The 24286-nt window shown below is 72.9% G+C and carries 19 protein-coding genes; 14 read left to right on the top strand and 5 right to left on the bottom strand.

The genetic code is table 11. The features are described from left to right. The first annotated feature begins 125 nt into the window (after positions 1 to 125). The 6 genes from NHL53_RS03130 (at position 126) to NHL53_RS03105 (ending at position 8344) form a co-directional block, all read left to right on the top strand. Positions 126 to 3299 carry an HtaA domain-containing protein gene (locus tag NHL53_RS03130; RefSeq protein ID WP_433775056.1) on the top strand — a complete coding sequence of 1058 codons (3174 nt, stop codon included), beginning with the start codon at positions 126 to 128 and terminating at the stop codon, positions 3297 to 3299. 45 nt (positions 3300 to 3344) lie between these two features. Then, positions 3345 to 4232 carry an HtaA domain-containing protein gene (locus NHL53_RS03125; protein WP_433775054.1) on the top strand — a complete coding sequence of 296 codons (888 nt, stop codon included), beginning with the start codon at positions 3345 to 3347 and terminating at the stop codon, positions 4230 to 4232. Then, entirely contained in the window at positions 4229 to 5344 is a 1116-nt protein-coding gene (locus tag NHL53_RS03120) for a heme/hemin ABC transporter substrate-binding protein (protein WP_433775052.1), read from the top strand. Before NHL53_RS03125 ends, NHL53_RS03120 begins: the two co-directional genes overlap by 4 nt. Before the next feature lie 62 nt (positions 5345 to 5406). Next, positions 5407 to 6420: a FecCD family ABC transporter permease gene (locus tag NHL53_RS03115; protein WP_433775050.1), complete on the top strand. Its 1014-nt coding sequence runs from the start codon at positions 5407 to 5409 to the stop codon at positions 6418 to 6420. Continuing rightward, positions 6417 to 7202 (top strand): heme ABC transporter ATP-binding protein, encoded by a 786-nt coding sequence (locus NHL53_RS03110; protein WP_433775048.1) that lies wholly within the window; start codon positions 6417 to 6419, stop codon positions 7200 to 7202. The genes NHL53_RS03115 and NHL53_RS03110 overlap by 4 nt, the downstream gene beginning before the upstream one ends. Positions 7203 to 7288: 86 nt before the next feature. Next, positions 7289 to 8344, top strand: a complete 1056-nt coding sequence (locus NHL53_RS03105) for a VanZ family protein (protein WP_433775046.1) — start codon at positions 7289 to 7291, stop codon at positions 8342 to 8344. A 79-nt stretch (positions 8345 to 8423) separates the two neighbouring features. Here the strand turns inward: NHL53_RS03105 and bcp are convergent, their stop codons facing one another. Continuing rightward, positions 8424 to 8897, bottom strand: coding sequence for a thioredoxin-dependent thiol peroxidase (bcp, locus tag NHL53_RS03100; RefSeq protein WP_433775045.1), 474 nt, complete (start codon positions 8895 to 8897; stop codon positions 8424 to 8426). A gap of 108 nt (positions 8898 to 9005) precedes the next feature. On the opposite strand from bcp, the gene NHL53_RS03095 reads away from it, so the two are divergent. Beyond that, on the top strand, positions 9006 to 10436 hold the full coding sequence (locus NHL53_RS03095) for a hypothetical protein (protein WP_433775043.1): 1431 nt from the start codon (positions 9006 to 9008) through the stop codon (positions 10434 to 10436). Between the two features lie 90 nt (positions 10437 to 10526). Here NHL53_RS03095 and rsgA read toward each other — a convergent pair whose 3' ends face one another. Together rsgA and aroA are read right to left on the bottom strand one after the other, a co-directional pair. Next, positions 10527 to 11579: a ribosome small subunit-dependent GTPase A gene (rsgA, locus tag NHL53_RS03090; RefSeq protein WP_433775041.1), complete on the bottom strand. Its 1053-nt coding sequence runs from the start codon at positions 11577 to 11579 to the stop codon at positions 10527 to 10529. Between the two features lie 19 nt (positions 11580 to 11598). Next, on the bottom strand, positions 11599 to 12939 hold the full coding sequence (gene aroA, locus NHL53_RS03085) for a 3-phosphoshikimate 1-carboxyvinyltransferase (RefSeq protein ID WP_433775039.1): 1341 nt from the start codon (positions 12937 to 12939) through the stop codon (positions 11599 to 11601). Between the two features lie 84 nt (positions 12940 to 13023). Here aroA and NHL53_RS03080 point away from each other — a divergent pair, with 84 nt between their 5' ends. The 3 genes from NHL53_RS03080 to NHL53_RS03070 are packed head-to-tail and all read left to right on the top strand — an operon-like array spanning position 13024 to position 15293. Next, a complete protein-coding gene (locus tag NHL53_RS03080; RefSeq protein ID WP_433775037.1) occupies positions 13024 to 13701 on the top strand; it encodes a sigma-70 family RNA polymerase sigma factor in 678 nt (225 codons plus the stop codon). Then, a complete protein-coding gene (locus tag NHL53_RS03075) occupies positions 13698 to 13952 on the top strand; it encodes an anti-sigma factor family protein (protein WP_433775036.1) in 255 nt (84 codons plus the stop codon). Before NHL53_RS03080 ends, NHL53_RS03075 begins: the two co-directional genes overlap by 4 nt. Positions 13953 to 14000: 48 nt before the next feature. Beyond that, positions 14001 to 15293 carry a GNAT family N-acetyltransferase gene (locus NHL53_RS03070; RefSeq protein ID WP_433775033.1) on the top strand — a complete coding sequence of 431 codons (1293 nt, stop codon included), beginning with the start codon at positions 14001 to 14003 and terminating at the stop codon, positions 15291 to 15293. A gap of 60 nt (positions 15294 to 15353) precedes the next feature. Here the strand turns inward: NHL53_RS03070 and NHL53_RS03065 are convergent, their stop codons facing one another. Further along, positions 15354 to 19088, bottom strand: a complete 3735-nt coding sequence (locus NHL53_RS03065; RefSeq protein ID WP_433775313.1) for a multifunctional oxoglutarate decarboxylase/oxoglutarate dehydrogenase thiamine pyrophosphate-binding subunit/dihydrolipoyllysine-residue succinyltransferase subunit — start codon at positions 19086 to 19088, stop codon at positions 15354 to 15356. 286 nt (positions 19089 to 19374) lie between these two features. On the opposite strand from NHL53_RS03065, the gene NHL53_RS03060 reads away from it, so the two are divergent. Together NHL53_RS03060 and NHL53_RS03055 are read left to right on the top strand one after the other, a co-directional pair. Then, the gene (locus tag NHL53_RS03060; RefSeq protein WP_433775031.1) at positions 19375 to 20718 is read left to right on the top strand and encodes a hemolysin family protein; all 1344 of its coding nucleotides are present in this window, start codon (positions 19375 to 19377) and stop codon (positions 20716 to 20718) included. Continuing rightward, a complete protein-coding gene (locus tag NHL53_RS03055; RefSeq protein WP_433775029.1) occupies positions 20715 to 21770 on the top strand; it encodes a hemolysin family protein in 1056 nt (351 codons plus the stop codon). The genes NHL53_RS03060 and NHL53_RS03055 overlap by 4 nt, the downstream gene beginning before the upstream one ends. 74 nt (positions 21771 to 21844) lie before the next feature. On the opposite strand, the gene NHL53_RS03050 is transcribed toward NHL53_RS03055, so the two are convergent. Continuing rightward, positions 21845 to 22918: an NADH:flavin oxidoreductase/NADH oxidase gene (locus NHL53_RS03050; protein ID WP_433775027.1), complete on the bottom strand. Its 1074-nt coding sequence runs from the start codon at positions 22916 to 22918 to the stop codon at positions 21845 to 21847. A 42-nt stretch (positions 22919 to 22960) separates the two neighbouring features. Between NHL53_RS03050 and NHL53_RS03045 the strand changes: the two genes are divergently transcribed. Together NHL53_RS03045 and NHL53_RS03040 are read left to right on the top strand one after the other, a co-directional pair. After that, positions 22961 to 23866: an ADP-dependent NAD(P)H-hydrate dehydratase gene (locus tag NHL53_RS03045; RefSeq protein ID WP_433775025.1), complete on the top strand. Its 906-nt coding sequence runs from the start codon at positions 22961 to 22963 to the stop codon at positions 23864 to 23866. Positions 23867 to 23962: 96 nt separating this feature from the next. Continuing rightward, positions 23963 to 24274: a thiamine-binding protein gene (locus NHL53_RS03040; RefSeq protein ID WP_433775024.1), complete on the top strand. Its 312-nt coding sequence runs from the start codon at positions 23963 to 23965 to the stop codon at positions 24272 to 24274. The last annotated feature ends 12 nt before the right edge of the window (positions 24275 to 24286 follow it).

The raw sequence follows: 24286 nt of genomic DNA, 5'->3' as shown, positions 1-24286 counted from the left end.
GGCGGGAGCCCTTCGCCGCCACCCGCGGCGGAGGGCCCCGCCCTGCGGCGAGCACCGGTTCGCGCTCGTCGTCTGAGAGACCCGAGCGAACCCACGATCTCCGAACAGCTGGGAAGTGATCCCCCGTGGCACGCACCGCGTCGATCCGCCGCACGCTCGCCCTCGCGACCGCGGGGGTGATCGCCGCCGGCACCCCGCTCGCGGCCGTTTCCGCGGCGGTCGCCGCGCCGACCCCCGTCTTCACGGTGGAGGCCCACGAGGTGCCGCACGAGCGCGTCGACCTCGCGATCGACGGCTCCGGGTTCGACGACGTCAAGGCGCTCCCCGGACAGACCGAGCCGCACGTCTACTTCACCCTGATCGAGAAGGACGCGGACCTCTCCGAGGTCAGCGACACCGACACCGCGATCTCGGCGTCGGTCGAGCCCGACGGCACGCTCAGCGACACCCTCTCGGTTCCCGCCGACGAGCTGGCGGAGGGTACCGCGTACGAGGTCATCTCCTGGCCGTCGCGCTCCTTCCCGTCCGAGACCAATCTCTACGCCCGCGCCGATGCGGACATCGACTGGGCGGCGCTGTTCCCGAGCGACGACGAGCAGGGCGGCGAGGACGCGGTCGAGGACGGCGACGGATCCCCGGACGAGGACGGGGCCGCCGAGAACGGAGCGTCCGACGACGGCGCGACCGACGACGGATCCGCCTCCGAGGATCCCGCTGACGACGCCCCCGGCTCCGAGGACGCCGCGGAGGACGGCGGCTCCGCTGACGACGGCGCCGACGACGCGGGAGAGGACGCGACACCCGAGGGGCCGGGGACGGACGAGGGCACCCTCACCTGGGGCATCAGCGAGCGCTGGCGCAGCTACATCACGGGCCGCATCGCGCGGGGCGAGATCCTCGCGGTCGACCCCGCGGTCCTGCGGGCCGATCAGACCGTCACCTGGGTGAACGGCACGGGAGACGACGACCTCGACCTCGAGGCCGGAACCGGAGCCATCCAGTACGAGGGCGGGATCATCGCGCGCGGGCACCCCGGGCACGGCGGCCACGAGTGGGCCCTCAACCAGACCCTCAGCGACCTGCGAGTGGAGCTCACCTCCCCGACGAGCGGCGTGCTGTCGGCGGAGGTCGTCCAGCCGCTCACCGAGTACGCGCCGGAGTACACGGGCGAGCGCATCGAGATCGTCGACCTCTCCTTCGAGGCGGGAGACCTCGACGACGGGCAGGTCAGGGCGAAGGGCGTGTTCACCGAGGACGGCGCCGACATCTACTCGCGCATGAACGAGGACTTCCAGCCCGGCGCGCCCGTCGACGACGTCGTCTTCAGCATCGGCGCGCCGGCCGAGCAGCCCGATCCTCAGGAGCGCACGTCGATCGCGCTCGCGACCTCTCAAACGACGGCGTCCGCGGGCGACGAGATCACCCTCAGCGCGAAGGCCGAGCCGGCCGTCGCGGGCGTCGTCAGCTTCTGGAACGGCGATTCCCGGATCGGGCGCGAGATCCCGACCCGCGACGGGCGCGCGAGCGTCACGACCACGTCCCTGTCCGCGGGCGAGCACGCCCTCACGGCCCGCTTCGCGCCCGCGGACGACGCCTACGCGCCGTCGGTCTCGGATCCGGTGACGGTCTCCGTGGTCGCCTCGTCGGGCTCCGGCGGCGGATCCGGCGCCGAGGGCAGCATCCGGTGGGGCGTCAAGCAGAGCTTCCGCGACTACGTCGTCGGCGGCATCGCGAAGGGGAGGATCACGGCCGCGAAGGGCGCGACGCAGGCGTCGGGCAACGGCGTCTTCACCTACCCGCAGGCATCGGACGGCACGACATGGAACGGCCGCACGGGCGTCGCCCAGTACGCCGGGCAGGTCACCTTCTTCGGGCACGACGGCGCGCTGGACCACACGATCGCGAACCCCCGGATCCGCGTGATGAGCGACACCAGGGCGGTGCTCGAGGCGCCGTTCCGCGGCAAGACGATCGCGTTCGCCGCGATCGACCTCGCCGCAGGCGTCACGGAGCGCACGGACGGCGACGGGCTGAGCGTGCGCGGCGCCCGCACGACGCTCACGAAGGCCGGGACGGTGTTCTTCTCCTACGAGGACACGACCTTCTACGGCCCGGGCACCGAGCTCGACCCGATCAGCTTCGCGATCGGCGAGGCGAGCGACGTCGCGACCTCCGAGCCGCCCCGCCACGCGGGGAAGCCGGGCGGGAAGGGCGCGTCCTCGGGCGATCCGGCCCCCGCCGCCACGCCCGCGTCGGACGGATCCGCCGCAGGATCCCTGCGGTGGCCCATCTCGAGCGCGTTCGTCGCGTACACGACCTGCGACGGCAAGGAGCGCTTCGGCTACAGCCACTGCGCGAACGGATCCATCTCGACGAGCGGCGTCGGCAGCGGCTACCGGTTCCCGCAGGCGTCGGGCGGCGCCTGGGATCCCGAGACGCAGACCGGAACGGTCGCCTACTCGGGCGTCGTGAGCTTCCGCGGCTACGGCATGACGATGTTCTCCGTCGCGAACCCGCAGATCACCATCGACGGGCCCGATTCCGCGACGCTGCGCACGGGCAACACCGCGAGCTTCGGCGCCGCCTCCTACCCGCTCGACCTCTCGGGCGCGACGAAGACGAAGGGCGACGACGGCTCCGTGACGTGGTCGGGGGTGCGCGTCGGAGGATCCCTCACGGGCGGCCCCGGCGGGGGCAGCTCCAACAGCGTGGGCTTCGACGACCTCGCCTTCACGGTCGGCTCCCCGAGCGACGAGACCTTCGGGGACACCTCAGACGGCGAGGACGACGGAGAGGAGTACGAAGCCGCCGCGACCCCGCCTGCGACCTCCGGCCTCGACGTGCTCACCCCCGCCGACCGCATCCGCGAGGGCGGCCGCATCCAGGTGCAGGCGACGGGCTTCGAGGCGGACGACCGCGGCATCCTCGTCGTGCTCTACGAGACCGGATCCGACGCCGGGCCGATCGTGCTCGACGACGGCGCGACGGCCGACGAGGACGGCCGCGTGCGCTGGTCGGGAACGCTGCCGGACGACGGCACGGGAGCGCACGTGCTCACCCTCCAGGGCAGCGCCGACGCCGGCGCCGAGATCGACATCCTCGAGCGGGCCGACGAGACCGCGTCCGCGGAGATCGCGTCCGCCCCGGTTGCCTCCGCTCCCGGCGCGGCCCCCGTCGCGGCGCCCCCGCTGACGCCCGCCGGAGGGATGGCGCTGTGGGAGTGGTGGGTGATCGCGGCGAGCCTCGTCGCGATCGCCGGCTGCACCTCCGCGCTCGCCGTGCGCCAGCGCGCCCGCTAGCCGCCACGCGCCCCACGAACCCCACAGAGAGAAGGACCCCCGCAAGTGAACCCCCGCTTCGTCTCCCGCGCCGGCGTCGCCGCCGTCGCCTCCCTCGCGGCGGCGCTCGTCGCCGCGCCGGCCGCGGCCGCGCCCGCCGAGTCGTCCGCCTGCGAGATCACCGGGGGCACGCTCACCTGGGGCGTCAAGGAGAGCTTCCGCTCGTACATCAGCGGATCGATCGCCCACGGATCCTGGGAGACCTCGGACGGAGCCGAGTACGAGACGCCGGAGTTCCGCTGGAGCGACGCGACGGGGAGCCTCGACCCCGAGACCGGCACGGGCGTCGTCTCGTTCACGGGCACCCTGCACTTCACGGGACACGACGGCGTGCTCGACCTCACCCTCGCGAACCCGACGATCGAGTTCGAGGACGACGGGGCCGCCGCGCTCCTCCTCGACGCGCGCAGCAACGACATGGAGGGCGAGGTCGCCCTCGACGCGCAGCAGGAGTGGGTCGGCGAGATCGCCCTCGACGCGCCGCCCGCCGCGTCGGACGGCGAGATCGCGCTCGACGCGCAGCCCGTGACGCTCACCAACTCGGGCGCAGGCGCGTTCGCGGGCTTCTACGAGGCGGGCGTCGACCTCGACCCCCTCGCCCTCGCGCTGGAGGTCGACGGCTGCGACGCGGACGCCGCGCCCACACTGCCCGCCGAGGAGCAGCCGCCCGCGACCGACGAGCCCGCGCCCGCGGCCGCGCAGCCCCCCGCCGAGACGGCGCCCGCGGGCAGCGACGTGCCGTGGCTGCCGATCGCCGTCGGCGGGGCGGCGCTGCTCGTCATCGGGCTCACGCTCGGCCTGCTCATCGGCGGGCGCCGCTCGAAGACGGCCGCCGCCCCTGCGGGGTCCGATGCGACGACGTCCGCCGATCCGGCGGCAGAGGACGCATCGTGAGGCGCCGCACGGCGAGCGTCGTCGCGGGACTCGTCGCAGGGCTCGTCCTGCTCGCCGGCTGCGGCGCGTCCGGCCAGGGCCAGGCGGCGGCGAGCGGCGGATCCCGACCGGCGCTTGGCGAGGTCGACGCGCTCGAGGATCCGCGCGCCTACGAGGGGCCGTCGACCGCGCTGCTCTCGGACGCCGAGATCGCGCCGGCCGCGGAGGATCCCGCCACCTCGCTGCCGACCACCGTGACGTCGCACCGCCAGGACGGATCCGAGGAGCAGATCGAGGTCGCGGCCGCCGACCGCGTCGTCGCGGTCGACCTCGCGGGGTCCATCGCGGCGAGCGTGTGGGCGCTGGGGCTCGGCGACACCCTCGTCGGCGTCGACCAGTCGACGACCTTCCCCGGCACGGAGGACATCGAGACCGTCACCTCGGGCGGGCACACGATCAACGCCGAGGCGATCATCGGCCTCGATCCGGACGTCGTCATCACCGACGGCACCGTCGGCCCCCGCGACGTCGTCGAGCAGCTGCGCGACGTCGGCATCACCGTGGTGTTCGTGGAGAGCGACCCCTCGTTCGATGGCGCGCAGGATCTCGTGCGCCAGGTCGCCGCCGTGTACGGCGCCGACGAGGCCGGGGAGAGCCTCGCGCAGCGGATCGGCGAGGACGTCGAGCGCACGATCGCCGAGGTGGAGGAGATCGCCCCCGACGGTGAATCCGACCGGGTGCGGATGCTCTTCCTCTACCTGCGCGGCAGCGCGGGCGTCTACTACATGTTCGGCGAGGAGTCGGGGGCCGACGAGCTCATCGACGCGCTCGGCGGCGTGGACGTCGCGGGCGAGCTCGGCTGGGAGGGGATGCGCCCCATGACCGACGAGGCGCTCGTCGCCGCGAACCCCGACCTCATCCTCACGATGACCGGGGGCATCGAGTCGGTCGGCGGCGTCGACGGGCTGCTCGCGGAGAAGCCCGCGATCGCCCTCACGGCCGCGGGCGAGCACCGGCGCATCGTCGACATGGACGACGGCGCGGTGCTCTCCTTCGGCCCGCGAGCGGCCGACGTGCTCGACGCGCTCGCGCGCGCCGTCTACGCGCCCGAGCCCGCCGACGGCGAGCGATGACGGTCGCGGCAGACGCCGGGGGCCACGCAGCGAGACGATCCTCGCCCCGCCGCCGGACGCTGATGATCGCGGCCGCGGCGGCGCTGCTCGTCTCGGGAGTTGTGCTCTCCGCGAGCCTCGGGCAGCTCCCCATCGGGCCCGCGCAGGTCGTCGGATCCCTCGCCAGGGCGATCGGGATCGACAACGGCGCCGCGCCAGACGACCGCCTCATCGAGCAGACGCTGAGGCAGATCCGCTTCCCGCGCGTCGCCATGTCGCTGCTCGTCGGCGCGACGCTCGCCGTCGCGGGAGGCGTGATGCAGGCGGTGTTCGGCAACCCGCTCGCCGAGCCGGGCGTCGTGGGCGTCTCGTCCGGCGCCGCGCTCGGCGCCGCGGCGGCGATCACGTTCGGCCTCTCGGCGTTCGGCGGCTGGAGCATCGCGGCCTTCGCGTTCCTCGGGAGCCTGGCGGCGACGCTCGTCGTGTACGCGACGGCCCGGGCGCAGGGGCGCACGGAGATCGTGACGCTGCTCCTCACCGGCATCGCGGTCAACGCCTTCGGCGGAGCGGGCCTCGCGCTCCTGATGTTCCTGGGCGACACGCAGAGCCGGGAGCAGATCGTGTTCTGGCAGCTGGGATCGATGAACGGATCCCGCTGGGACGAGGTGCTCGTGGTCGCCGTCGTCGGCATCGCCGCGACCGCGATCGCCGTCGTCCTCGCGCGTCAGTACGATCTCCTGGCGCTCGGCGACCGCACGGCCGCCCATCTCGGCGTGAAGGTGGAGCGCCTCAGGATCCTGTCGGTCGTGCTCGTGGCCCTCATGACGGGCGTCGGCGTGGCGTTCGTCGGCATCATCGCCTTCGTCGGGCTCGTCGTGCCGCATCTCGTGCGGATGCTCCTCGGGCCCTCGCACCGGACGCTGCTGATCGCGTCGGCCCTCGGCGGTGCGACGCTGCTCGTGTGGGCGGACCTGCTCGCGCGCACGCTCGTTCCGGCGGCCGACATGCCGATCGGCATGCTGACCTCGCTCGTGGGCGGGCCGTTCTTCTACTGGCTGATCAGCCGCAACCGGCGGCGATCGGGGGGATGGGCATGAGCGAGCGGCAGGCGGCGCTCGTCGCGTCGGGCGCGGGGTACCGCGCGGGACGCGCGACGATCCTCGACGACATCGACCTCGAGGTGCGCGGCGGCGAGGTGCTGGCGCTCGTCGGGCCCAACGGGGCGGGCAAGTCGACGCTGCTCGGCCTCCTCGCGGGAGACGTGGCGCCGACGTCCGGAGACGTGGCGCTGGACGGGAGGCCGCTCCCGCTCTGGCATCCGCGCGAGCTCGCCCGGCGCCGCGCCGTGCTGCTCCAGGCGAACCAGGTCGCGTTCTCGTTCACCGCCCAGCAGGTGGTCGAGATGGGACGCGCTCCCTGGATCGGCACGGAGCGCGCCGACGACGACCCGCGTGCGATCGACGACGCGATCGCGGCGACCGATGTCGCGCATCTCGCGGGGCGGATGTTCCCGACGCTCTCGGGCGGGGAGAAGGCACGGGTGTCGCTGGCCCGCGTGCTCGCCCAGGAGACGCAGATCGTGCTGCTCGACGAGCCGACCGCCGCCCTCGACCTGCGGCACCAGGAGCAGGTGCTGCGCATCGCCAGGCGCCTCGCGGCGGAGGGACGCGCCGTCGTGGTGGTGCTGCACGACCTGTCGCTCGCGGCGGCCTACACCGATGAGATCGCCGTGCTGGCGGGCGGGCGCCTCGTCGCCCGCGCCGCCCCCGCGGAGGTCCTCACGGCGGAGCGCATCGAGGAGGTGTACGGCACCCCGGTGCGCGTGATCCCCGACCCGGGCACGGGCGCCCCCATCGTCCTCCCGCGCCGCGAGCTCTGAGCCCCGCTCCCGGTGCGCCCGCGATCCCTCCGGCCCCTCCCCGCTCGCGAGCGGAAGCTCAGGCGGCCTCCTCTAGCGTCGTGAGCATGTCGTACACCCTCATGCAGGCGCTCGTCGCCTTCGCGATCGGCTTCGCGCTGTCGGCGGTCCTGTTCGTGCCGTTCGTCGCCGTGCGCTATCGGCGCGACGGGCGCCTCTCGCCGATGCAGCTCCTGCTGTGGACGGGCTTCCTCGTGTACGCCATGGCGCTGTGGACGTACACGCTGCTGCCACTGCCGTCCTCGGGCGACGTGCAGTGCGTCGGCGTGCAGACGGTGCCGGGGCGCTTCGTCTCCGACATCGCGAGCGAGGGCGGGGTGAGTTCGCTCGCGAGCCTGTACCACAATCCCGCCGTCATGCAGGCGGCGCTCAACGTGGTGCTGTTCCTGCCCCTCGGGTTCTTCCTCCGCGCGCTGTGGGGGAGGGGCATCATCGTCATCACGGCGGTGGGCTTCGCGGTCTCGCTGCTGATCGAGACGACGCAGCTCACGGGGGTGTGGGGCGTCTATCCCTGCGCCTTCCGGCTCTTCGACGTCGACGACCTGATCATGAACACCGCGGGAGCCTTCCTCGGAGGGCTGCTCTCGACGCCCTTCCGCCGTGACCGGGCGCGGGCCGTCGCTCCGCCCGAGCCGGGGCCGGTCACGCGCGGTCGGCGTCTCATCGGGATGATCAGCGACGCGCTCGTCGGGGCCTTCCTCGGCACGGTCGCGGCGGCGGCGAGCACCTTCGTCGCGGTCTCCGTGCGCGGTGTGCCGCCGGAGGCGCTGTCGGAGGACGCCGCCGTCACGGCTCCGGGCGTCTGGGCTCCCGTCGTGGTCATCGGCCTGATGGTGCTCGTCACGGGACGCACGCCGGGCGACATGGCGACGGCCGTGCGCTTCGTGCGCGAGGACGGGCGATCGGCGGGTCTCCTCGGGCGCGTTCTGCGCTTCGCCGGCGGCATCGGCGGATGGCAGCTGCTCAGCGCGTGGGGCGCCTGGACCGGTCTGTTCGCGCTCGTCTGCCTCGTCCTCATGCTCGCGGTGCCCGCTCGCGGCGGCCTGCCAGGGATCCTCTCCCGCACGACCCCCGTCGACGCCCGCCTGCCGCGCGAGCGCTGAGCGCCTCTCGAGACGACGGGGAACGAGCGAGGGGAGGGCGATTCGGGCCGGATCGTCCTCCCCTCGCGCGGCGCTCGCGTCAGTCGAGGCCGAGCTCCTTGCGGATGCGCGCGACGTGGCCCGTGGCCTTCACGTTGTACTTCGCGAGGGCGATGTCGCCCTGCTCGTCCACGACGAACGTCGAGCGGATGACGCCCTCGATGACCTTGCCGTAGTTCTTCTTCTCGCCCCACACCCCGTACGCGAGGTGCAGGGCGCGGTCGGGGTCGCTCAGCAGCGGATAGGCGAGCCCGTCGCGCTCCGCGAACTGCTTGAGCTTCGCGGGCTCGTCGCGCGAGATGCCGAGCACCTCGTAGCCGGCGCCCTTCAGGGAGGCCTCCGAGTCGCGGAAGTCGCACGCCTCGGTCGTGCAGCCCGGCGTCATCGCGGCGGGATAGAAGAAGATGACGACCTTCCGTCCGCGGAAGTCGGAGAGCGAGACGCTCCGCCCGTCCTGGTCGAGCAGCGTGAAATCGGGCGCGAGGGTGCCGGGGTCGAGACGCGTCGCAGTCATGCGATCAGCCTATCGATCCCCCTCCAGCCGACGGCGCAGATCGGCGAGGCGCCGCGCCTCCGGAGCGCCTCCCTCGGAGAGGGCCCCCGCGCCGTGCGACGCATCGCCATGACCGGCGCAGGCCTCGCGATGGGAGCGGCGCTCGCCGCGTCGGCCCTCACGCCGGCCGCAGCCGCGTCCTCGCCCCCGGCGGGTCCTTATGCGGGCGAGACGAGCGCGGGCGACGCGGTCGAGTTCGTCATCGACGAGCGGGGGGCTCTCACGGAGTTCTCGACCGTCAGCACCTGCACCGTCTACTCGATGATCCCCTCGACGCTCGTGGTGATCTGGCCCGGCGCGAACCCGCCGATCGACGTCCGGGCGGGCGAGCCGTTCGCCGCCGAATGGGTGGTGGAGACCGACACCGCCTCGGCCAGCAGCGAGTACGAGCTGTCGGGCGTCGTGAACGCCGACGGCACGGCGAGCGGCACCGGCGTCGTGTCGATGGATCTCCCCGTCCTCCCCTGCGTCGGGAGCGAGTTCGAATGGACGGCGTCGCTCGACGGCGAGGCGCCCGATCCCGATCCGGTCTACGAGCCGACGGCGACCGTCTCGCCCGCGGAGCTCACGGAATCGGAGCTCGCGGACAGCGGCGTGACGATCTCGGGCGAGGGGTTCGCTCCCGACTCGGAGGTGTCGCTGTCGGTCTCAGGCGACGAGGTCGGCTCGCAGAGCGCCGACGCCGATGGGGCCGTCTCCTTCGCCTTCGCGAGCGACGCGCTCGGCGCCGGCGAGCACGAGGCGGTCCTCACGGCGGAGGAGGGCGAGGCGTCCGTCGTCTTCTCGGTCACGGAGGACGCGCCGGCGCCCGGCACGATCCCCGGCGAGCCGCCGAGCGAGGACGACCTCGATCCGGCCCTCGACGGGGCCATCGCGGTCCCCGCCTCGGCGGAGCCGGGAGACGAGATCTCGATCGCCGTCACGGGCGCCGAGCCCCTCGACGAGGTGGGCGTCTGGCTGTTCAGCGATCCCGTCTCGCTCGGGACGCAGACGGTCGGGGCGGACGGCCGCACGACGGCGACCATCCCCGCCGACACCGAGCCGGGAGAGCACGAGGTCGCCGTATGGGCGTCGGACGAGACGCTCATCGGCTGGGACCGCATCGAGATCGTCGCCGCGGATGACGGCGAGGAGGGCGAGGGTCCCGGCGAGGCAGCGGATGACGCGGGCGAGTCGGGCGAGGCCGCCGACGACGCAGGCGAAGCCGCCGACGACGCCGGGGAGGGCTCGGACGAGACGGGCGAGGACTCCGGCGAAGGAACGGAGGGCGCGGGCGACGCCGCCGAGAGCGGCGAGAGCTCCGATGCCGGCGGCGAGGAGCAGGGCGAGGCCGGTGACGGCTCCCAGGAGGACGCCGGCGGATCGGGCCACGACGCGCGCGAGGACGGCGCGGATCTCGCCCCGACCGGCGGGTCCCCCGCGGCGCCGCTCGGCTTCGCGGCCCTGCTGATGCTCGGGGGAGCGGCGGCCTGGCTCGGCGCCCGCCGACGCACCGCCTGACCCGCGCACGCCGACCGGGCGATGGGGTCGCTCTCCGGAGCGGCCCCATCGTCATCCCTCAGCGCCGCAGGCGAGCGGGGGAGAGCGCCGTCACCACTCCTCGCGCGCGGCGAACGTCTCCAGCAGGCGGCGCAGCGAGTCGAGACGCGACGGCAGGATCCGCCCCTCGCGCGCCGCGTCGTCGAGCGCGCAGTCCGGGGCGTCCTCGAGGTGGGTGCAGCCGCGCGGGCACTCCCGGGCGACGTCGTCGAGATCGGGATACGCGGACAGCACGTTCGCCGGATCCACGTGGCCGAGCCCGAACGAGCGCACCCCGGGGGTGTCGATGACCCAGCCCGACCGGCCTCCCCGGCGGCAGCGCAGCGACACCGTCGACGACGAGGTGTGCCTGCCGCGCCCCGTGACCTCGTTGACGTGACCCGTCGCGCGGTCCGCGTCGGGCACGAGCGCGTTCACGAGCGTCGACTTGCCGACGCCCGAATGGCCGACGAACACCGTCGAATGCCCCACGAGCGCCTCGCCGATCTCGTCGATCGGCATAGCGCCGAACGCCGACCGGAAGACCCGCAGATCGTCGAGGCCGTCGACGTGCGCGAGGAACTCCTCGGGATCGGCCAGGTCGGTCTTCGTGACGACCATGAGCGGGCGGATCCCCGCGTCGAGCGCCGCGACGAGGTACCGGTCCACGAGACGCGGCCGCGGCGGCGGATCGGCGGCCGCGACGACGAGCAGCATCTGGTCGGCGTTGGCGACGATGACGCGCTCCACCTGATCGGTGTCGTCGGCCGAGCGCCGCAGCAGGCTCGTGCGCTCCTCGAGGCCGACGATGCGCCCGAGCGTGCCCTCGTCGCCCGAGACGTCGCCTACGACGCGGGCGCGGTCGCCCGTGACGATCGGCGTGCGCCGCAGCTCGCGGGCGCGGGCCGCCGTGACCTCGTGCTCGTCGGGACCGTCCTCGCCGATCAGCACGCGGTAGCGGCCGCGGTCGACGCCCAGCACCCGGCCGATGACGGCGTCCTCGTGCGCCGGGCGCCTTTTCGTGCGCGGCCGGTTCGCCTTCGGATTCGGGCGCACCCGCACATCCGACTCGTCGAACAGGTCGTCGAACTCGTCCTCGTCGTCGAGGTCGCTCAGCCAGCTCATCCGCGCCGCCCCGCCTGGATCACGCCTCGTCGAGCATGCGCTGCCAGAGCCACGCGAACTGCGGCATGGTCTTCGCGGTCGTGCCGATCTCGTCGATCACCACGCCGGGTACGCGCAGGCCGACGAGGGCGCCCGTCGTCGCGATGCGGTGGTCGTGGTGCGCCTTCCACTCGCCGGCGGAGAGGGGGCGGGGAACGACGCGGATGCCGTCCGGCAGCTCCTCGGCCTCTCCGCCCAGCGCGCGGATGTCGTTCACGAGGGCGGCGATGCGATCGGTCTCGTGCCGACGGATGTGGCCAATGCCCGTGAACGTCGAGGGCGAGTCGGCGAACAGCGCGACGCCGACGAGCGTCGGCGTCAGCTCGCTCACCGCGGACAGATCGAGCGCGACGCCGTGGATCGTGTCGCCGCCCGTCACCGTGACGGCGCCGCCTCGGCGCGTCACGCGCGCCCCGAGGAGCGACAGGATCTCGGTGAGCTGCGCTCCCGGCTGGGTCGAGCGGGCCGGCCACGACGGGATCGTGACGGATCCGCCCGCCACCATCGCGGCGGCGAGGAACGGCGCGGCGTTCGACAGGTCGGGCTCGATGCGGATCGCCTTGCCGCGCGGCGTCGTCGCGGGGACGATCCACTCGCGATCCGAGGGACGCTCGACGTGCACGCCCCGGTGCGCGAGCGCGTCGACCGTCATCTCGATGTGCGGCAGGCTCGGCAGCGTGGGCCCCGTGTGCTTGAGGTGGAGGCCCACGTCGAACCGGGGCGCGGCCAGCAGCAGCCCCGACACGAACTGGCTCGACGCCGACGCGTCGATCTCGAGCTCCCCGCCGCGGATCTGCCCGCGCCCGTGCACCGTGAACGGGAGGCTCCAGGATCCGCCGTCGTCGATGTCGACGCCGAGGTCGCGCAGCGCCTTGATCATGGTGCTCATGGGGCGGTGCAGCGCGTTCTCGTCGGCCGTCATCCGCACCTCGCCGTCGGCGAGGCCCAGCAGCGGGGCGACGAACCGCATCACGGTGCCCGCCTGGCCGCTGTCGACGACGCCGCCTCCGCGCAGGCGCCGGGGCGGGACGATCTCGACGTCCTGCCCGAACGCGCTCGACCCGTCGACCCGGTTCACCTCGACGCCGAGGGTGCGCAGGGCGTCGCCCATCCGGTAGGAGTCCTGCGAGTGCAGGGGATGCTCGATGAGGCTCGGTCCGTCGGCGAGCGCGGCGAGGATCAGCTCGCGGTTCGTGAGCGACTTGGATCCGGGGACGCTGATGGCCGCGGCGAGCGGGCCGCTCGCGACGGGCGCGTCGTACCGGCCCCGGGGAGCTTCCTGAGGGGCAGGGGACGAAGAGGAATACCCGCGCGCAGTCATCGGTTCCACCATATAGGCAGGCGGGGATCCGCCCGCCTGCCGCGCGGATCCCGCGCAGCACGTGCGAACGAGAGCAGGTGACGGATGCCGAACGCCGTGTGCGCCCTGGACGCCCCGCCCCTGTCGGATGATCCGGCAGGCGTAGGCTGGCCGGTGATGGACGACCCCGTGCAGACCGCAGAGCCCGCCGACCCTCGGGCGCAGTTCGAGGAGCAGGCGCTGCCGTTCATGGACCAGCTCTACGGTGCCGCGATGCGCATGACCCGCGACCCGCAGGATGCGGCCGACCTCGTGCAGGACACGTTCGTGCGGGCGTTCTCGTCGTGGCACACGTTCCGGCAGGGCACCAACCTCAAGGCGTGGCTGTATCGCATCCTCACGAACACCTACATCAACGGGTACCGCAAGCGGCAGCGGGAGCCGTATCAGGGCGCGATCGACGAGCTCGAGGACTGGCAGCTCGGCGGCGCCGAGTCGACGACCGCGACGAGCCACCGCTCGGCGGAGGCCGAGGCGATCGACCACATGCCGGCATCGGCGGTGAAGGACGCGCTGCAGGAGATCCCCGACGACTTCCGCATCGCGGTGTACCTCGCCGACGTCGAGGGATTCGCGTATCAGGAGATCGCGGACATCATGAAGACCCCCATCGGAACCGTGATGAGCCGTCTGCACCGTGGCCGACGGCTCCTGCGGGAGAAGCTCGGGGGATATGCGGCCGAACGAGGGATCGTGGCCGCCGAGACGGGAGCGAAGAGATGAGCGACTGCGGCTGCGACAAGGTGCGCGCGGACCTCGAGGCCTTCGTGCGAGGGGAGCTCGCCTGCTGCGAGACCGCGCACCAGGAGATCCGGGAGCACATCGAGAGCTGCCCGGAGTGCCAGGACGAGGCGACCGTCGCCCGTACGCTGACCCTGGCGATCCAGCGGGCCTGCGCCGACGAGAAGGCTCCCGGAGACGTGCGCGAGCAGGTGCTCGCCAAGCTCCGCGGGGTGCAGGCCGAGCCGCACTGATCGATGTCGGGGTTCCGCGGCGGGCACGGGGGTTCCTAGGCTGGACGAGTGACGTCCATCGATGTGAAGACCGTTCCCGCCGACCCGACCTCCCGCGATTCGCTCGCACGCCGCGGCCTCGACTACCGCGTGGTGTCGGGGGATGACATCCCCGACTTCGTGCGCGCCGTGCACCGCGGCTTCCTCGGGCCGGAGCCCGAGCAGAAGGTCGTCGACGCCGACGCGTCGCTCTATGCCGAGAACCGCCTCATCGGCGTGTACGACCCCGAGGCGGCCCAGCCGTACCCCGTCAGCACCGAGATGTCGTGGATCACGAGCCTCTCGGTGCCGGGCGGCGCCGCGCCCATGTGGGCCATCAGCGAGGTGACCGTCGCCGCGACGCACCGTCGCCGCGGCATCGCGCGAGCGATGCTCGAGGGCGAGCTGCGCGCGGCGGCGGGCGCCGGGCTGCCGTTCGCGGGGCTCACGGTGTCGGAGACCACCATCTACGGGCGATACGGGTTCGCGCCCGCCGTCCCGACGTCGACCATGACGATCGACACGCGCCGCGCCGGCTGGTCGGCCGCGCGTCCCGAGGCGCGCCTCCTGTTCGTCGAGCGCGAGCAGCTCGCCGAGGACCTCGGGGTCCTGCACGAGCGCGTGCACGGCGTGCGCGCCGGCAACATCTCCGGCTGGGAGCACCGCTGGCGCCAACAGGCGGGCCTCACGGCCGATGCGGAGAAGCCGCGCGACATCCGCGGGGTCCGGGCGCTCGACGCCGACGGCGAGCTCGTCGGTGCGATGGCGTTCGTCGTGAAGGAGGGCGACGAGTTCGCCGTCAACTCCCTGTCCGTCGACCTGCTCATCGCGGCGACCCCCGACGCCCTGGCGGCGCTCTGGCGCTTCGCGCTCACCTACGACCTCGTCACCACCGTGACGGCCTCCCGGCGCCCCGTCGACGATCCGCTGCCGTGGCTCGTCGCCGACTCCCGGGCGATCCGGCAACGGGTCATCGACCACGGCTGGCTGCGCATCCTCGACGTCCCCGCGGCGCTCAGGGCGCGGTCGCTGAACGGTGCCCTGGGGCTGCGGCTGCGGGTCACGGATCCGCTCGGCATCGCGGACGGATCCTGGACGGTCGCGAAGCTGGGCGGCGCCGGGCTCGAGATCGCCGAGCTCGACGAGGACGCCCGCGCGGACGTGACGCTCGACGTGGGCGCACTCGCCGCGGCGTACCTCGGCGGCGCGACCCTCGAGACGCTCGCCGACGCCGGCCGGGTCTCCGGGGATCCCGCGAAGATCGCCGAGCTGTCGTCGGCGCTCCGCACGGCGCGGGCTCCGCACCTGCCGATCTGGTACTGACGCGCCACACGACGAAGCGGCCGGCCCCCTCCGGGGCCGGCCGCTTCGTCGTGTCCCGGATCAGCGGGTGAGCGCGCGCTTCAGCAGGTCGGCCTGCTCGACGGCGTGCACCTTCGAGGAGCCCGTCGACGGCGCCGCGGCCGGCGGACGCGACACGACGCGGAACGGACGGCCGACCGGCCCCTGCAGCCACTGCTGCACGAACGGCCACGCGCCCTGGTTCTCGGGCTCGTCCTGCACCCACACGACCTCGGCGTTCGGGTAGCGGTTGAGCACCTCGCGCAGCTCATCGGCCGGCTCCGGGTACAGCTGCTCGATGCGCACGAGCGCGATGCCGTCGTCCGGCTTCTTCTGCAGCTCGGAGCGCAGATCCCAGTGGACCTTGCCCGAGTGCACGAGAACGCGGGCGACCTGGCTGCGGTCGATGCCGCGGTCGTCGTCCACCACCGGCGAGAAGCCGCCCGTCGTGAAGTCCTCGACGCCGCTCGTCGCGCCGCGCAGACGCAGCATGGCCTTCGGCGTGAAGACGATGAGCGGGCGGCGCGGGCGCGAGTACGCGTGCCGGCGCAGCAGGTGGAAGTACGACGCCGGGCTGGAGGGGCGCGCGACCGTCATGTTGTCCTGCGCGCACAGCTGCAGGAACCGCTCGATGCGCGCGGACGAGTGGTCGGGGCCCTGGCCCTCGTAGCCGTGGGGGAGGAGGAGCACGACGCCCGACTCCTGGCCCCACTTCTGCTCGGCGGCCGAGATGAACTCGTCGATGATCGACTGGGCGCCGTTGACGAAGTCGCCGAACTGCGCCTCCCAGAGCACGAGCGCCTTGTCGTCCTCGACCGAGTAGCCGTACTCGAAGCCGAGCGCCGCGTACTCGCTGAGCAGCGAGTCGTAGACGCTGAAGCGCCCCTGGTTCTCCGACAGGTTCGACAGCGGCAGCCACTCCTGGCCGTTCACGCGGTCGTGGAACACCGCGTGACGCTGCACGAAGGTGCCGCGGCGCGAGTCCTGGCCGACGAGGCGCACCGGGGTGCCCTCGAGCAGCAGGGAGCCGAACGCGAGCAGCTCGCCGTAGCCCCAGTCGACGCCGCCCTCGCGGCTCATCTGCGCGCGCTTCTCGATGAGCTGCTGCAGCTTCGCGTGCACGGTGAAGCCCTCGGGCTTGTTCTCGTGCGCCTCGCCGATCGCCGCGATGACGTCGGCCGACACGGCGGTCGTCTCGGGGGTCCCCTCGAGCTCGGGCTGGAGCGACTCGGACGTCACGACGGGGATCGCGCCGGTCTCGGCGGCGTGCGTCTCGGCGAACGCCACCTCGAGGCGGTTCTGGAAGTCGGCCTTCGCCGCCTCGTACTCCTCCTCGGTGATGTCGCCGCGTCCCACGAGCGACTCGGTGTAGAGACGCCGCACCGAGCGCTTCGCCTCGATGAGGCCGTACATCAGCGGCTGCGTCATCGAGGGGTCGTCGCCCTCGTTGTGTCCGCGGCGGCGGTAGCAGACGAGGTCGATGACGATGTCGGCGTGGAAGCGCTGGCGGTACTCGAAGGCGAGCTCCGCGGCGCGCACGACGGCCTCGGGGTCGTCGCCGTTGACGTGCAGCACGGGGGCGCCGATCGTCTTGGCGACGTCGGTCGCGTAGTGCGAGGAGCGGGAGTCCTGGGGGAGGGTCGTGAAACCCACCTGGTTGTTGACGACGATGTGCACCGTGCCGCCCGTGCGGTAGGCGCGCAGCTGCGACATCTGCAGGGTCTCGACGACGACGCCCTGGCCGGCGAAGGCCGCGTCGCCGTGGACGAGGATCGGCAGCCACGAGAACGTGCCGCGGGGGTATCGGTCCTGCTTCGCGCGGACGATGCCCTCGAGCACGGCGTCGACGGTCTCGAGGTGCGACGGGTTGGCGGCGAGGAGGATGTCGATCTCGTTGCCGTCGCTGCCGCGGAAGGTGCCTTCGGCGCCGATGTGGTACTTCACGTCGCCCGAGCCGCGCTTGTTGCCGGGGAGGGCGCCCTCGAACTCGCTGAACACCTCGGCGTAGCTCTTGCCGGCGATGTTGGTGAGCACGTTGAGGCGGCCGCGGTGCGCCATGGCGATCGCCGCGCCGTCGAGGTCGGCCGCCGACGCGCCGTCGATGATGCGGTCGAGCAGCGGGATGAGCGACTCGCCGCCCTCGAGCGAGAAGCGCTTCTGCCCGACGTACTTCGTCTGCAGGAACGTCTCGAACGCCTCGGCCTGGTTGAGCTTGCCGAGCACGCGCAGCTGCTCGTCGTGGTCGAGCTTCTCGTACGGGCGCTCGAGCTTCTCCTGGAACCACTCGCGCTGCTCGTGGTCGGCGATGTGCATGTACTCGATGCCGGTCGTGCGGCAGTAGGTGTCGCGCAGCACGCCGAGGATGTCGCGCAGCTTCGCCTGGCGCTTGCCGCCGAAGCCGTTCGTGACGAACTCGCGCTCGAGATCCCAGAACGACAGCCCGTGCGACTCGATCTCGAGGTCGTGGTGCTCGCGCTGCGTGTAGGCGAGCGGATCGATGTCGGCCATCAGGTGGCCGCGCACGCGGTAGGCGTTGATGAGCTCCTGCACGCGGGCGGTCTTGTCGATGCGCTCCGCGATGTCGACCGAGACGTCGGTGTTCCAGCGGATGGGCGCGTACGGGATGCGCAGCGCCGCGAAGATCTTCTCGTAGAACTCGTGGCCGCCCGTGAGCAGCTCGTGCACGATCTTCAGGAACTCGCCGGATCCGGCGCCCTGGATGACGCGGTGGTCGTAGGTGCTCGTGAGCGTGATCGTCTTGCCGATCGCGAGCTCGTTGAGCGTCTTCTGGCTCGCGCCCTGGAACTCGGCCGGGTAGGCGAGGGCGCCGGCGCCGATGATCGCGCCCTGGCCCTGCATGAGCCGGGGGACCGAGTGCACGGTGCCGATGCCGCCCGGGTTCGTGAGCGAGATCGTCGTGCCGGCGAAGTCGGTCGCCGTGAGCTTGTTCGCCCGGGCGCGCTTGACGAGATCCTCGTACGCGGTCAGGTACTCGCGGAACGTGAGGGTCTCGGCCTCCTTGATGCTCGGGACCAGGAGGGCGCGCGTGCCGTCGGGCTTGGGCAGGTCGATCGCGATGCCGAGGTTGATGTGGGCCGGCGCGACGACGCTGGGCTTGCCGTCGACCTCGGCGTAGAAGACGTTCTGGCTCGGGAACACCTTGAGCGCCTGGATGAGCGCCCACCCGATGAGGTGCGTGAACGACACCTTGCCGCCGCGCGAGCGGGCCATGTGGTTGTTGATGACGATGCGGTTGTCGATCATCAGCTTCGCCGGGATCGTGCGCACGCTCGTCGCCGTCGGCACGGAGATCGACTGGTCCATGTTCTTGGCCAGCGTCTTCGGCATGCCCTTGAGGACCGTGACCTTGTCTTCGGCGGGCTCCGCCTTCTCGGCCTGCGGCTTCTGCGCCCTCGCGTCGGGCTCCGCGGGGATCGGCGCGGGCGCGGCGGGCTTCGCCGTGGTCTTCGCGACCGGCTTCGTGCCGTTCGCGGGGGTCTGCTGCGCGGGGGCCGTCTGCTGCGTGGCGGGGGCGGCCTGCGGAGCCGGCGTCTGCTGCGCGGGAGCCGCCTGCTGCTCCTGCGGGGCCGCCGTCCGGCGGGGCGCGGCCGGTGCGCTGTCGTTCTGCGCGGCGTACTGCTCCATCACGGGCCACCACTCCCTGTCGACCGAGTTCTTGTCCACCCGGTACTGCTGGAAGAGCTCATCGACGAGCCACTGGTTGGACCCGAACTCCCCGTCGCTCGATGCTCCGACACCCGTCACCTGACTCGACACGGCCAGATCGCCCACTTTCATCGATGAAATGATGTTCGCTGCGCCATGCGATCCACACGCGCATACACAGTGGTCAAGGTTATCTCACGTCGCAGGGCCGACGCACCGGGACGGGCCGCGCTCCCCGTGCGTTCGCCGAGTGCGAGCGCCTCGCGGGCGCGCACGCGCGCAGCACCGAATATGATGGGCGCATCATGGACGACCCTCCTAGTAGCAGCCCCTCGCCCGTTCGACATCCCGGCCCGCTCCGCGGGCCCCTCTCCAGCAGGATCGGAGGGAGTCGGTCATGACCGACTGGATCCTCCTGGGCGTGGGACTCATCCTCATCTTCGGAACCGGGATCTTCGTCGCGAGCGAGTTCGCGCTCGTCAATCTCGACCGCGCCGACCTCGAGGCCAGGCAGGCTCGCGGCGAGACGCGTCTGGCGCTCACGATCCGCGCGCTGCGGCACACGTCGACCCACCTCTCGAGCGCGCAGCTCGGGATCACCCTCACGACGCTCCTCACGGGCTACACGATGGAGCCCGCGATGTCGCGGATGCTGTCGCCGATCCTCACCGGGTGGGGCCTCGCCGACGGCGTCGTCTCGATCGTCGCGACCGTCGTGTCGATGGTGATCGCGACGATCCTGTCGATGATCCTCGGCGAGCTGATCCCCAAGAACTTCGCCCTCTCCCTGCCGCTCGCCACCGCGAAGGTGGTCGCTCCGCTGCAGATCGCCTTCACCGCGGTGTTCCGCCCCGCGGTGTCCGGCCTCAACGGCAGCGCCAACGCCGTGCTGCGGGCCATGGGCATCGAGCCGCAGGAGGAGCTCTCCGGCGCGCGGAGCGCGGAGGAGCTCTCGAGCCTCGTGCGCCGATCCGCGATGGCGGGCGTCCTCGAGAAGGACACGGCGACCCTGCTCGACCGCTCGCTGCGCTTCGCCGACCACACGGCCGACGACGTGATGACGCCCAGGCCCCGCATGCACGCGATCGCCGTGGGCGACTCCGCCAACGACGTCGTGCGCCTCGCGCGGCGCACCGGGCACAGCCGCTTCCCCGTCTACGACGACGACCTCGACGACATCGTCGGCATCGTGCACGTCAAGGCCGCGGTGAGCGTCCCGGCCGAGAAGCGCGACGAGGTGCCGGTCGGCGCCCTGCAGACCGAGCCGCTGCGCGTGCCGGAGACGGTGCACCTCGACCAGCTGCTCGCCGAGCTGCGCACGCGCGGCTATCAGATGGCCGTCGTCGTCGACGAGTACGGCGGCACGGCGGGGGTCGTCACCCTCGAGGACCTCGTCGAGGAGATCGTCGGCGAGGTCGCCGACGAGCACGACCGGCGCCTCGCGGGCGTCGTGCGGCACCTCGACTCCGTCACCTTCCCCGGCCAGCTCCGCCCCGACGAGGTGCGCGAGCGCGTCGGCATCGAGGTGCCGGAGGGCGACGACTACGACACCGTCGGCGGGTTCCTCATGAGCCGCCTGGAGCGCGTCCCCGCCGCGGGGGACAGCGTGCGCGTCGACGACGGATCCCTCGTCGTCGCCCGCATGGACGGCCGCCGCGTCGACCGCGTGCGGTTCATCCCGGATCCGCTGCCGGAGGGCGCGGAGACGGAAGCCGCCGGAGCCGAGGAGGCGACCCGATGAGCGACTGGGCCGGACTCGCGTGGCTGGTCGTGCTGCTGCTCGGCAACGCCTTCTTCGTCGGCGCGGAGTTCGCCGTGATCTCCGCGCGGCGCTCGCAGATCGAGCCGCGCGCCGAGAAGGGCTCGCGTGCGGCGAAGACCGCGCTGTTCGCGATGGAGCACGCCACGGCGATGCTCGCGACGAGCCAGCTCGGCATCACCATCTGCTCGCTGCTGATCCTCAACGTGTCTGAGCCCGCGCTGCACCACCTCCTGATGGCGCCGCTGGGTCTCACGGGGCTGCCCGAGGCGGTCATCGACACGATCGCCTTCGTCATCGCCCTGATCTTCGTGTCGTACCTGCACGTCGTCTTCGGCGAGATGGTGGCGAAGAACCTCGCGTTCTCGATCCCCGACAGGGCGGTGCTCGTCCTCGCGCCGCCGCTCGTGTGGATCTCGAAGCTGTTCCATCCCGTCATCTGGGCGCTCAACGGCATCGCGAACGGCGCCCTGCGCCTGTTCGGGGTCGAGCCGAAGAGCGAGGCGGCCTCGACGTTCACGCTCGAGGAGGTCGCCACGATCGTCAGCCAGTCGCGCCGCGAGGGCGTGCTGGACGACACGGCGGGCACCGTCGCGGCGGCCGTGGAGTTCACCGACAAGACGGCGCTCGATGCGGCCGTGCCGCTCGAGGGACTCGTGACGCTGCCCGAGGATGCGACGCCCGCCGAGATCGAGCGGGCGGTGGCGAAGCACGGCTACTCGCGCTACATCATCGTCGACGACGAGGGCGAGCCGGTCGGCTACGTGCACCTGAAGGACGTGCTGCGCGCGATCGACGGCGACGACGAGCACTACGCGCAGCCGATCCCGGCGAAGCGGATCCACCGCATGGTGCCGGTGCTCGAGACGACCGAGCTCGAGGACGCCCTGGCGCTCATGCGCCGCGAGGGCCGTCACCTCGCGATCGTCTGCGATGCGGAGGGCCGCCGCGTCGCGGTGCTCTTCCTCGAGGACATCATCGAGGAGCTCATCGGCGAGGTGCACGACGCCACGGAGCGCTCCCGCCGCCGCTGACCGGCGTGGCAGGCCCGGCGCGAGAAGAGCCCGTGCAGCCACGAGATCTCGTGGCCGCACGGGCTCTTCCGGGTTCAGGCGCGGTGGGCGCGGATGTACTGCGGGGGCCAGAGGCGGGCCGGATCCTCGCCGAGCTCCGTCGCGGCGCGGAGGCCGAAGTGCGGGTCGCGCAGCCACTCGCGTCCCGCGAAGATCGCGTCGGCGTCGCCGTCCGCGAGGATCCGCTCGGCCTGGGCGCCCGAGGTGATGATCCCGACCGCCGCGGTCGGGGCGCCCGCCCGCGCGCGGACGCGGGACGCGAGCGGCACCTGGTAGCCGGGGTGCACGTCGACCTCCTGCTCGGGGACGAGGCCGGCCGACGAGATGTCGAACAGGTCAGCGCCGTCCTCGCGGGCCCACGCCGCGACCCGCGCGACGTCGTCGATCTCGAGGCCGCCGGGCGCTGCGTCGCGCCCCGAGAAGCGCACGAGGATCGGCACGCCCTGCCCGACCTCCGCCCGCACCGCCGCGATCACGTCGAGCGTCAGGCGCGCCCGGTTCTCGAGCGACCCGCCGTACCGGTCGGAGCGCGCGTTCGTCAGCGGCGACAGGAACTCGTGCAGCAGGTAGCCGTGCGCCGCGTGGATCTCGAGCACATCGAAGCCGGCGTCGACGGCGCGACGGGCGGCGGAGGCGAACGCGCTCACGACATCGGCGATGCGCCGCTCCGACATCTCCGCCGGCTCGGCGAGGCCCGCGTAGGCGATCGCCGACGGGGCCTCGGCGACCCAGCCGCCGTCGGCGGGCGGCACCGATCCGCGGCCCGCGGCGAAGGGGGCGAACGTCGACGCCTTGCGGCCGGCGTGGGCGAGCTGCACGCCGGCGTGCGCCCCTCGGTCGTGGATCGCCGCGACGACCGGGCGCCACGCGTCGCGCTGGGCGTCGTTCCAGAGGCCCGCGTCCTCGGGCGAGATGCGCCCCTCGGGGACGACGGCGGTCGCCTCCGCGACGACGAGCCCCGCGCCGCCGGACGCGAACTGCGCGAGATGCACGTGATGCCAGTCGGTCACGATCCCGTCCCGTGCGCTGTACATGCACATCGGAGACACCCACAGGCGATTGCGCAGGGTGACGTCGCGGAGGGACAGCGGGGCGAACAGCAGACTCATGGGACTCCTCGAACGGCGAGCGGACGGCGCTATCGTGGCGGCATGTCCGGGAGACTCGAGCCGTATGAGCGCACGTGGCGGGCCGCCGACGCGGCGGACCAGCTGAGGATCCCAACGCGCGACGACCACAAGTATTCCCGCGGCGTGGTCGCGCTGCGCACGGGCGGACCGGCGTTCCCCGGCGCGGCCGTCCTGAGCGTCGAGGGCGCGTGGCGCGCTGGCGCGGGTCTCGTCCGCTGGGCCGGCGACGCCGACACGGGGCGCCTCGTGCTGCAGCGGCGCCCCGAGACGGTCGTGCGCGGCAGCCGCGTCGACGCGCTCGTCGCGGGCAGCGGCGTCCCCGCGGCGGCCGACCGCGACGAGCGCACGACGCGCAGGATCCAGGAGTTCCTCGCCAGGGGGATCCCCGCGGTCGTCGACGCGGGCGCCCTCGATCTCGCGGCGCACGCGCGCGGGCCGGTTGTGGTGACGCCGCACGATCGCGAGCTGCTGGAGGTGCGGATCCCGCTGGGGCTCGGCCCGTCGGACGTGGGAGAGGATCCGCTGCTGCCGCGGCTGCGCCACTCGTTCGACGAGCGGCTGCTCGCCGTGCGCGAGACCGCGATCGCCCTCGGCGGCGTCGTGCTGCTGAAGGGGGCGACGACGATCGTCGCGACGCCGGGCGGCTGGTGGACGGCGGTCGACGCGGGCACTCCGTGGCTCGCGACCGCCGGCACCGGCGATGTGCTGGCGGGGGCGATGGGCGCGGTGATCGCGCAGGCGGCGGCCGGGTCCGAGGACCTCGACGTCGAGCGCCTCGGGCCGCTCGCGGCCACGGCGGCCTGGGTGCACGGAACGGCCGGCCGCCTCGCCGCGGGCGACGGGCCGGGGCATCCGATCACGGCGCTCGACGTCGCGGAGCACCTGCCGCTCGCGTTCCGCGCCGCCTTCGCCGACGACGCGGGCTGATCGCCCGCGCGGGCCGCGCTACGGTGGGCGGTGGCGGCTCCCGCAGCCGTCCGCGGGTCCGAGGGATCCGCGCCATCGAACCTCGAAGGAGCCCCCATGCTCGTCGCCTTCTCCGTCGCCCCGTCCGGCTCGTCCGACGCCGACGGATCCGTCCACGACGCCGTCGCCGCCGCCGTGAAGGTCGTGCGCGAGTCGGGCCTCGCCCACCGCACGACGAGCATGTTCACCGAGATCGAGGGCCCGGACTGGGACACCGTGATGGACGTCGTCAAGCGGGCGACCGAAGCGGTCGCGCCGTTCGGATCCCGCGTCTCGCTCGTGCTGAAGGCCGACATCCGACCCGGCTACTCCGGCGAGATCGACGGGAAGATCGAGCGGCTCGAGAAGGCGATCGACGCCTCCGAGTGAGCCCCGCGGCCC

Source organism: Microbacterium sp. gxy059 (assembly GCF_050958665.1).
GTDB lineage: Bacteria > Actinomycetota > Actinomycetes > Actinomycetales > Microbacteriaceae > Microbacterium.
Note: the sequence above shows the minus strand (reverse complement) of the source record. Positions and strands in the feature narration are given on the sequence as shown.

Excerpts from the sequence above, each read along its gene's own strand:
- NHL53_RS03110 (WP_433775048.1), top strand. The coding sequence starts at position 6,417 with ATGAGCGAGCGGCAGGCGGCGCTCGTCGCGTCGGGCGCGGGGTACCGC.
- NHL53_RS03095 (WP_433775043.1), top strand. The coding sequence starts at position 9,006 with ATGACCGGCGCAGGCCTCGCGATGGGAGCGGCGCTCGCCGCGTCGGCC.
- NHL53_RS03105 (WP_433775046.1), top strand. The coding sequence starts at position 7,289 with ATGTCGTACACCCTCATGCAGGCGCTCGTCGCCTTCGCGATCGGCTTC.
- NHL53_RS03080 (WP_433775037.1), top strand. The coding sequence starts at position 13,024 with ATGCCGAACGCCGTGTGCGCCCTGGACGCCCCGCCCCTGTCGGATGAT.
- NHL53_RS03045 (WP_433775025.1), top strand. The coding sequence starts at position 22,961 with ATGTCCGGGAGACTCGAGCCGTATGAGCGCACGTGGCGGGCCGCCGAC.
- NHL53_RS03040 (WP_433775024.1), top strand. The coding sequence starts at position 23,963 with ATGCTCGTCGCCTTCTCCGTCGCCCCGTCCGGCTCGTCCGACGCCGAC.
- rsgA (WP_433775041.1), bottom strand. The coding sequence starts at position 11,579 with ATGAGCTGGCTGAGCGACCTCGACGACGAGGACGAGTTCGACGACCTG.
- NHL53_RS03115 (WP_433775050.1), top strand. The coding sequence starts at position 5,407 with ATGATCGCGGCCGCGGCGGCGCTGCTCGTCTCGGGAGTTGTGCTCTCC.
- NHL53_RS03075 (WP_433775036.1), top strand. The coding sequence starts at position 13,698 with ATGAGCGACTGCGGCTGCGACAAGGTGCGCGCGGACCTCGAGGCCTTC.
- bcp (WP_433775045.1), bottom strand. The coding sequence starts at position 8,897 with ATGACTGCGACGCGTCTCGACCCCGGCACCCTCGCGCCCGATTTCACG.
- NHL53_RS03050 (WP_433775027.1), bottom strand. The coding sequence starts at position 22,918 with ATGAGTCTGCTGTTCGCCCCGCTGTCCCTCCGCGACGTCACCCTGCGC.
- NHL53_RS03060 (WP_433775031.1), top strand. The coding sequence starts at position 19,375 with ATGACCGACTGGATCCTCCTGGGCGTGGGACTCATCCTCATCTTCGGA.
- aroA (WP_433775039.1), bottom strand. The coding sequence starts at position 12,939 with ATGACTGCGCGCGGGTATTCCTCTTCGTCCCCTGCCCCTCAGGAAGCT.
- NHL53_RS03055 (WP_433775029.1), top strand. The coding sequence starts at position 20,715 with ATGAGCGACTGGGCCGGACTCGCGTGGCTGGTCGTGCTGCTGCTCGGC.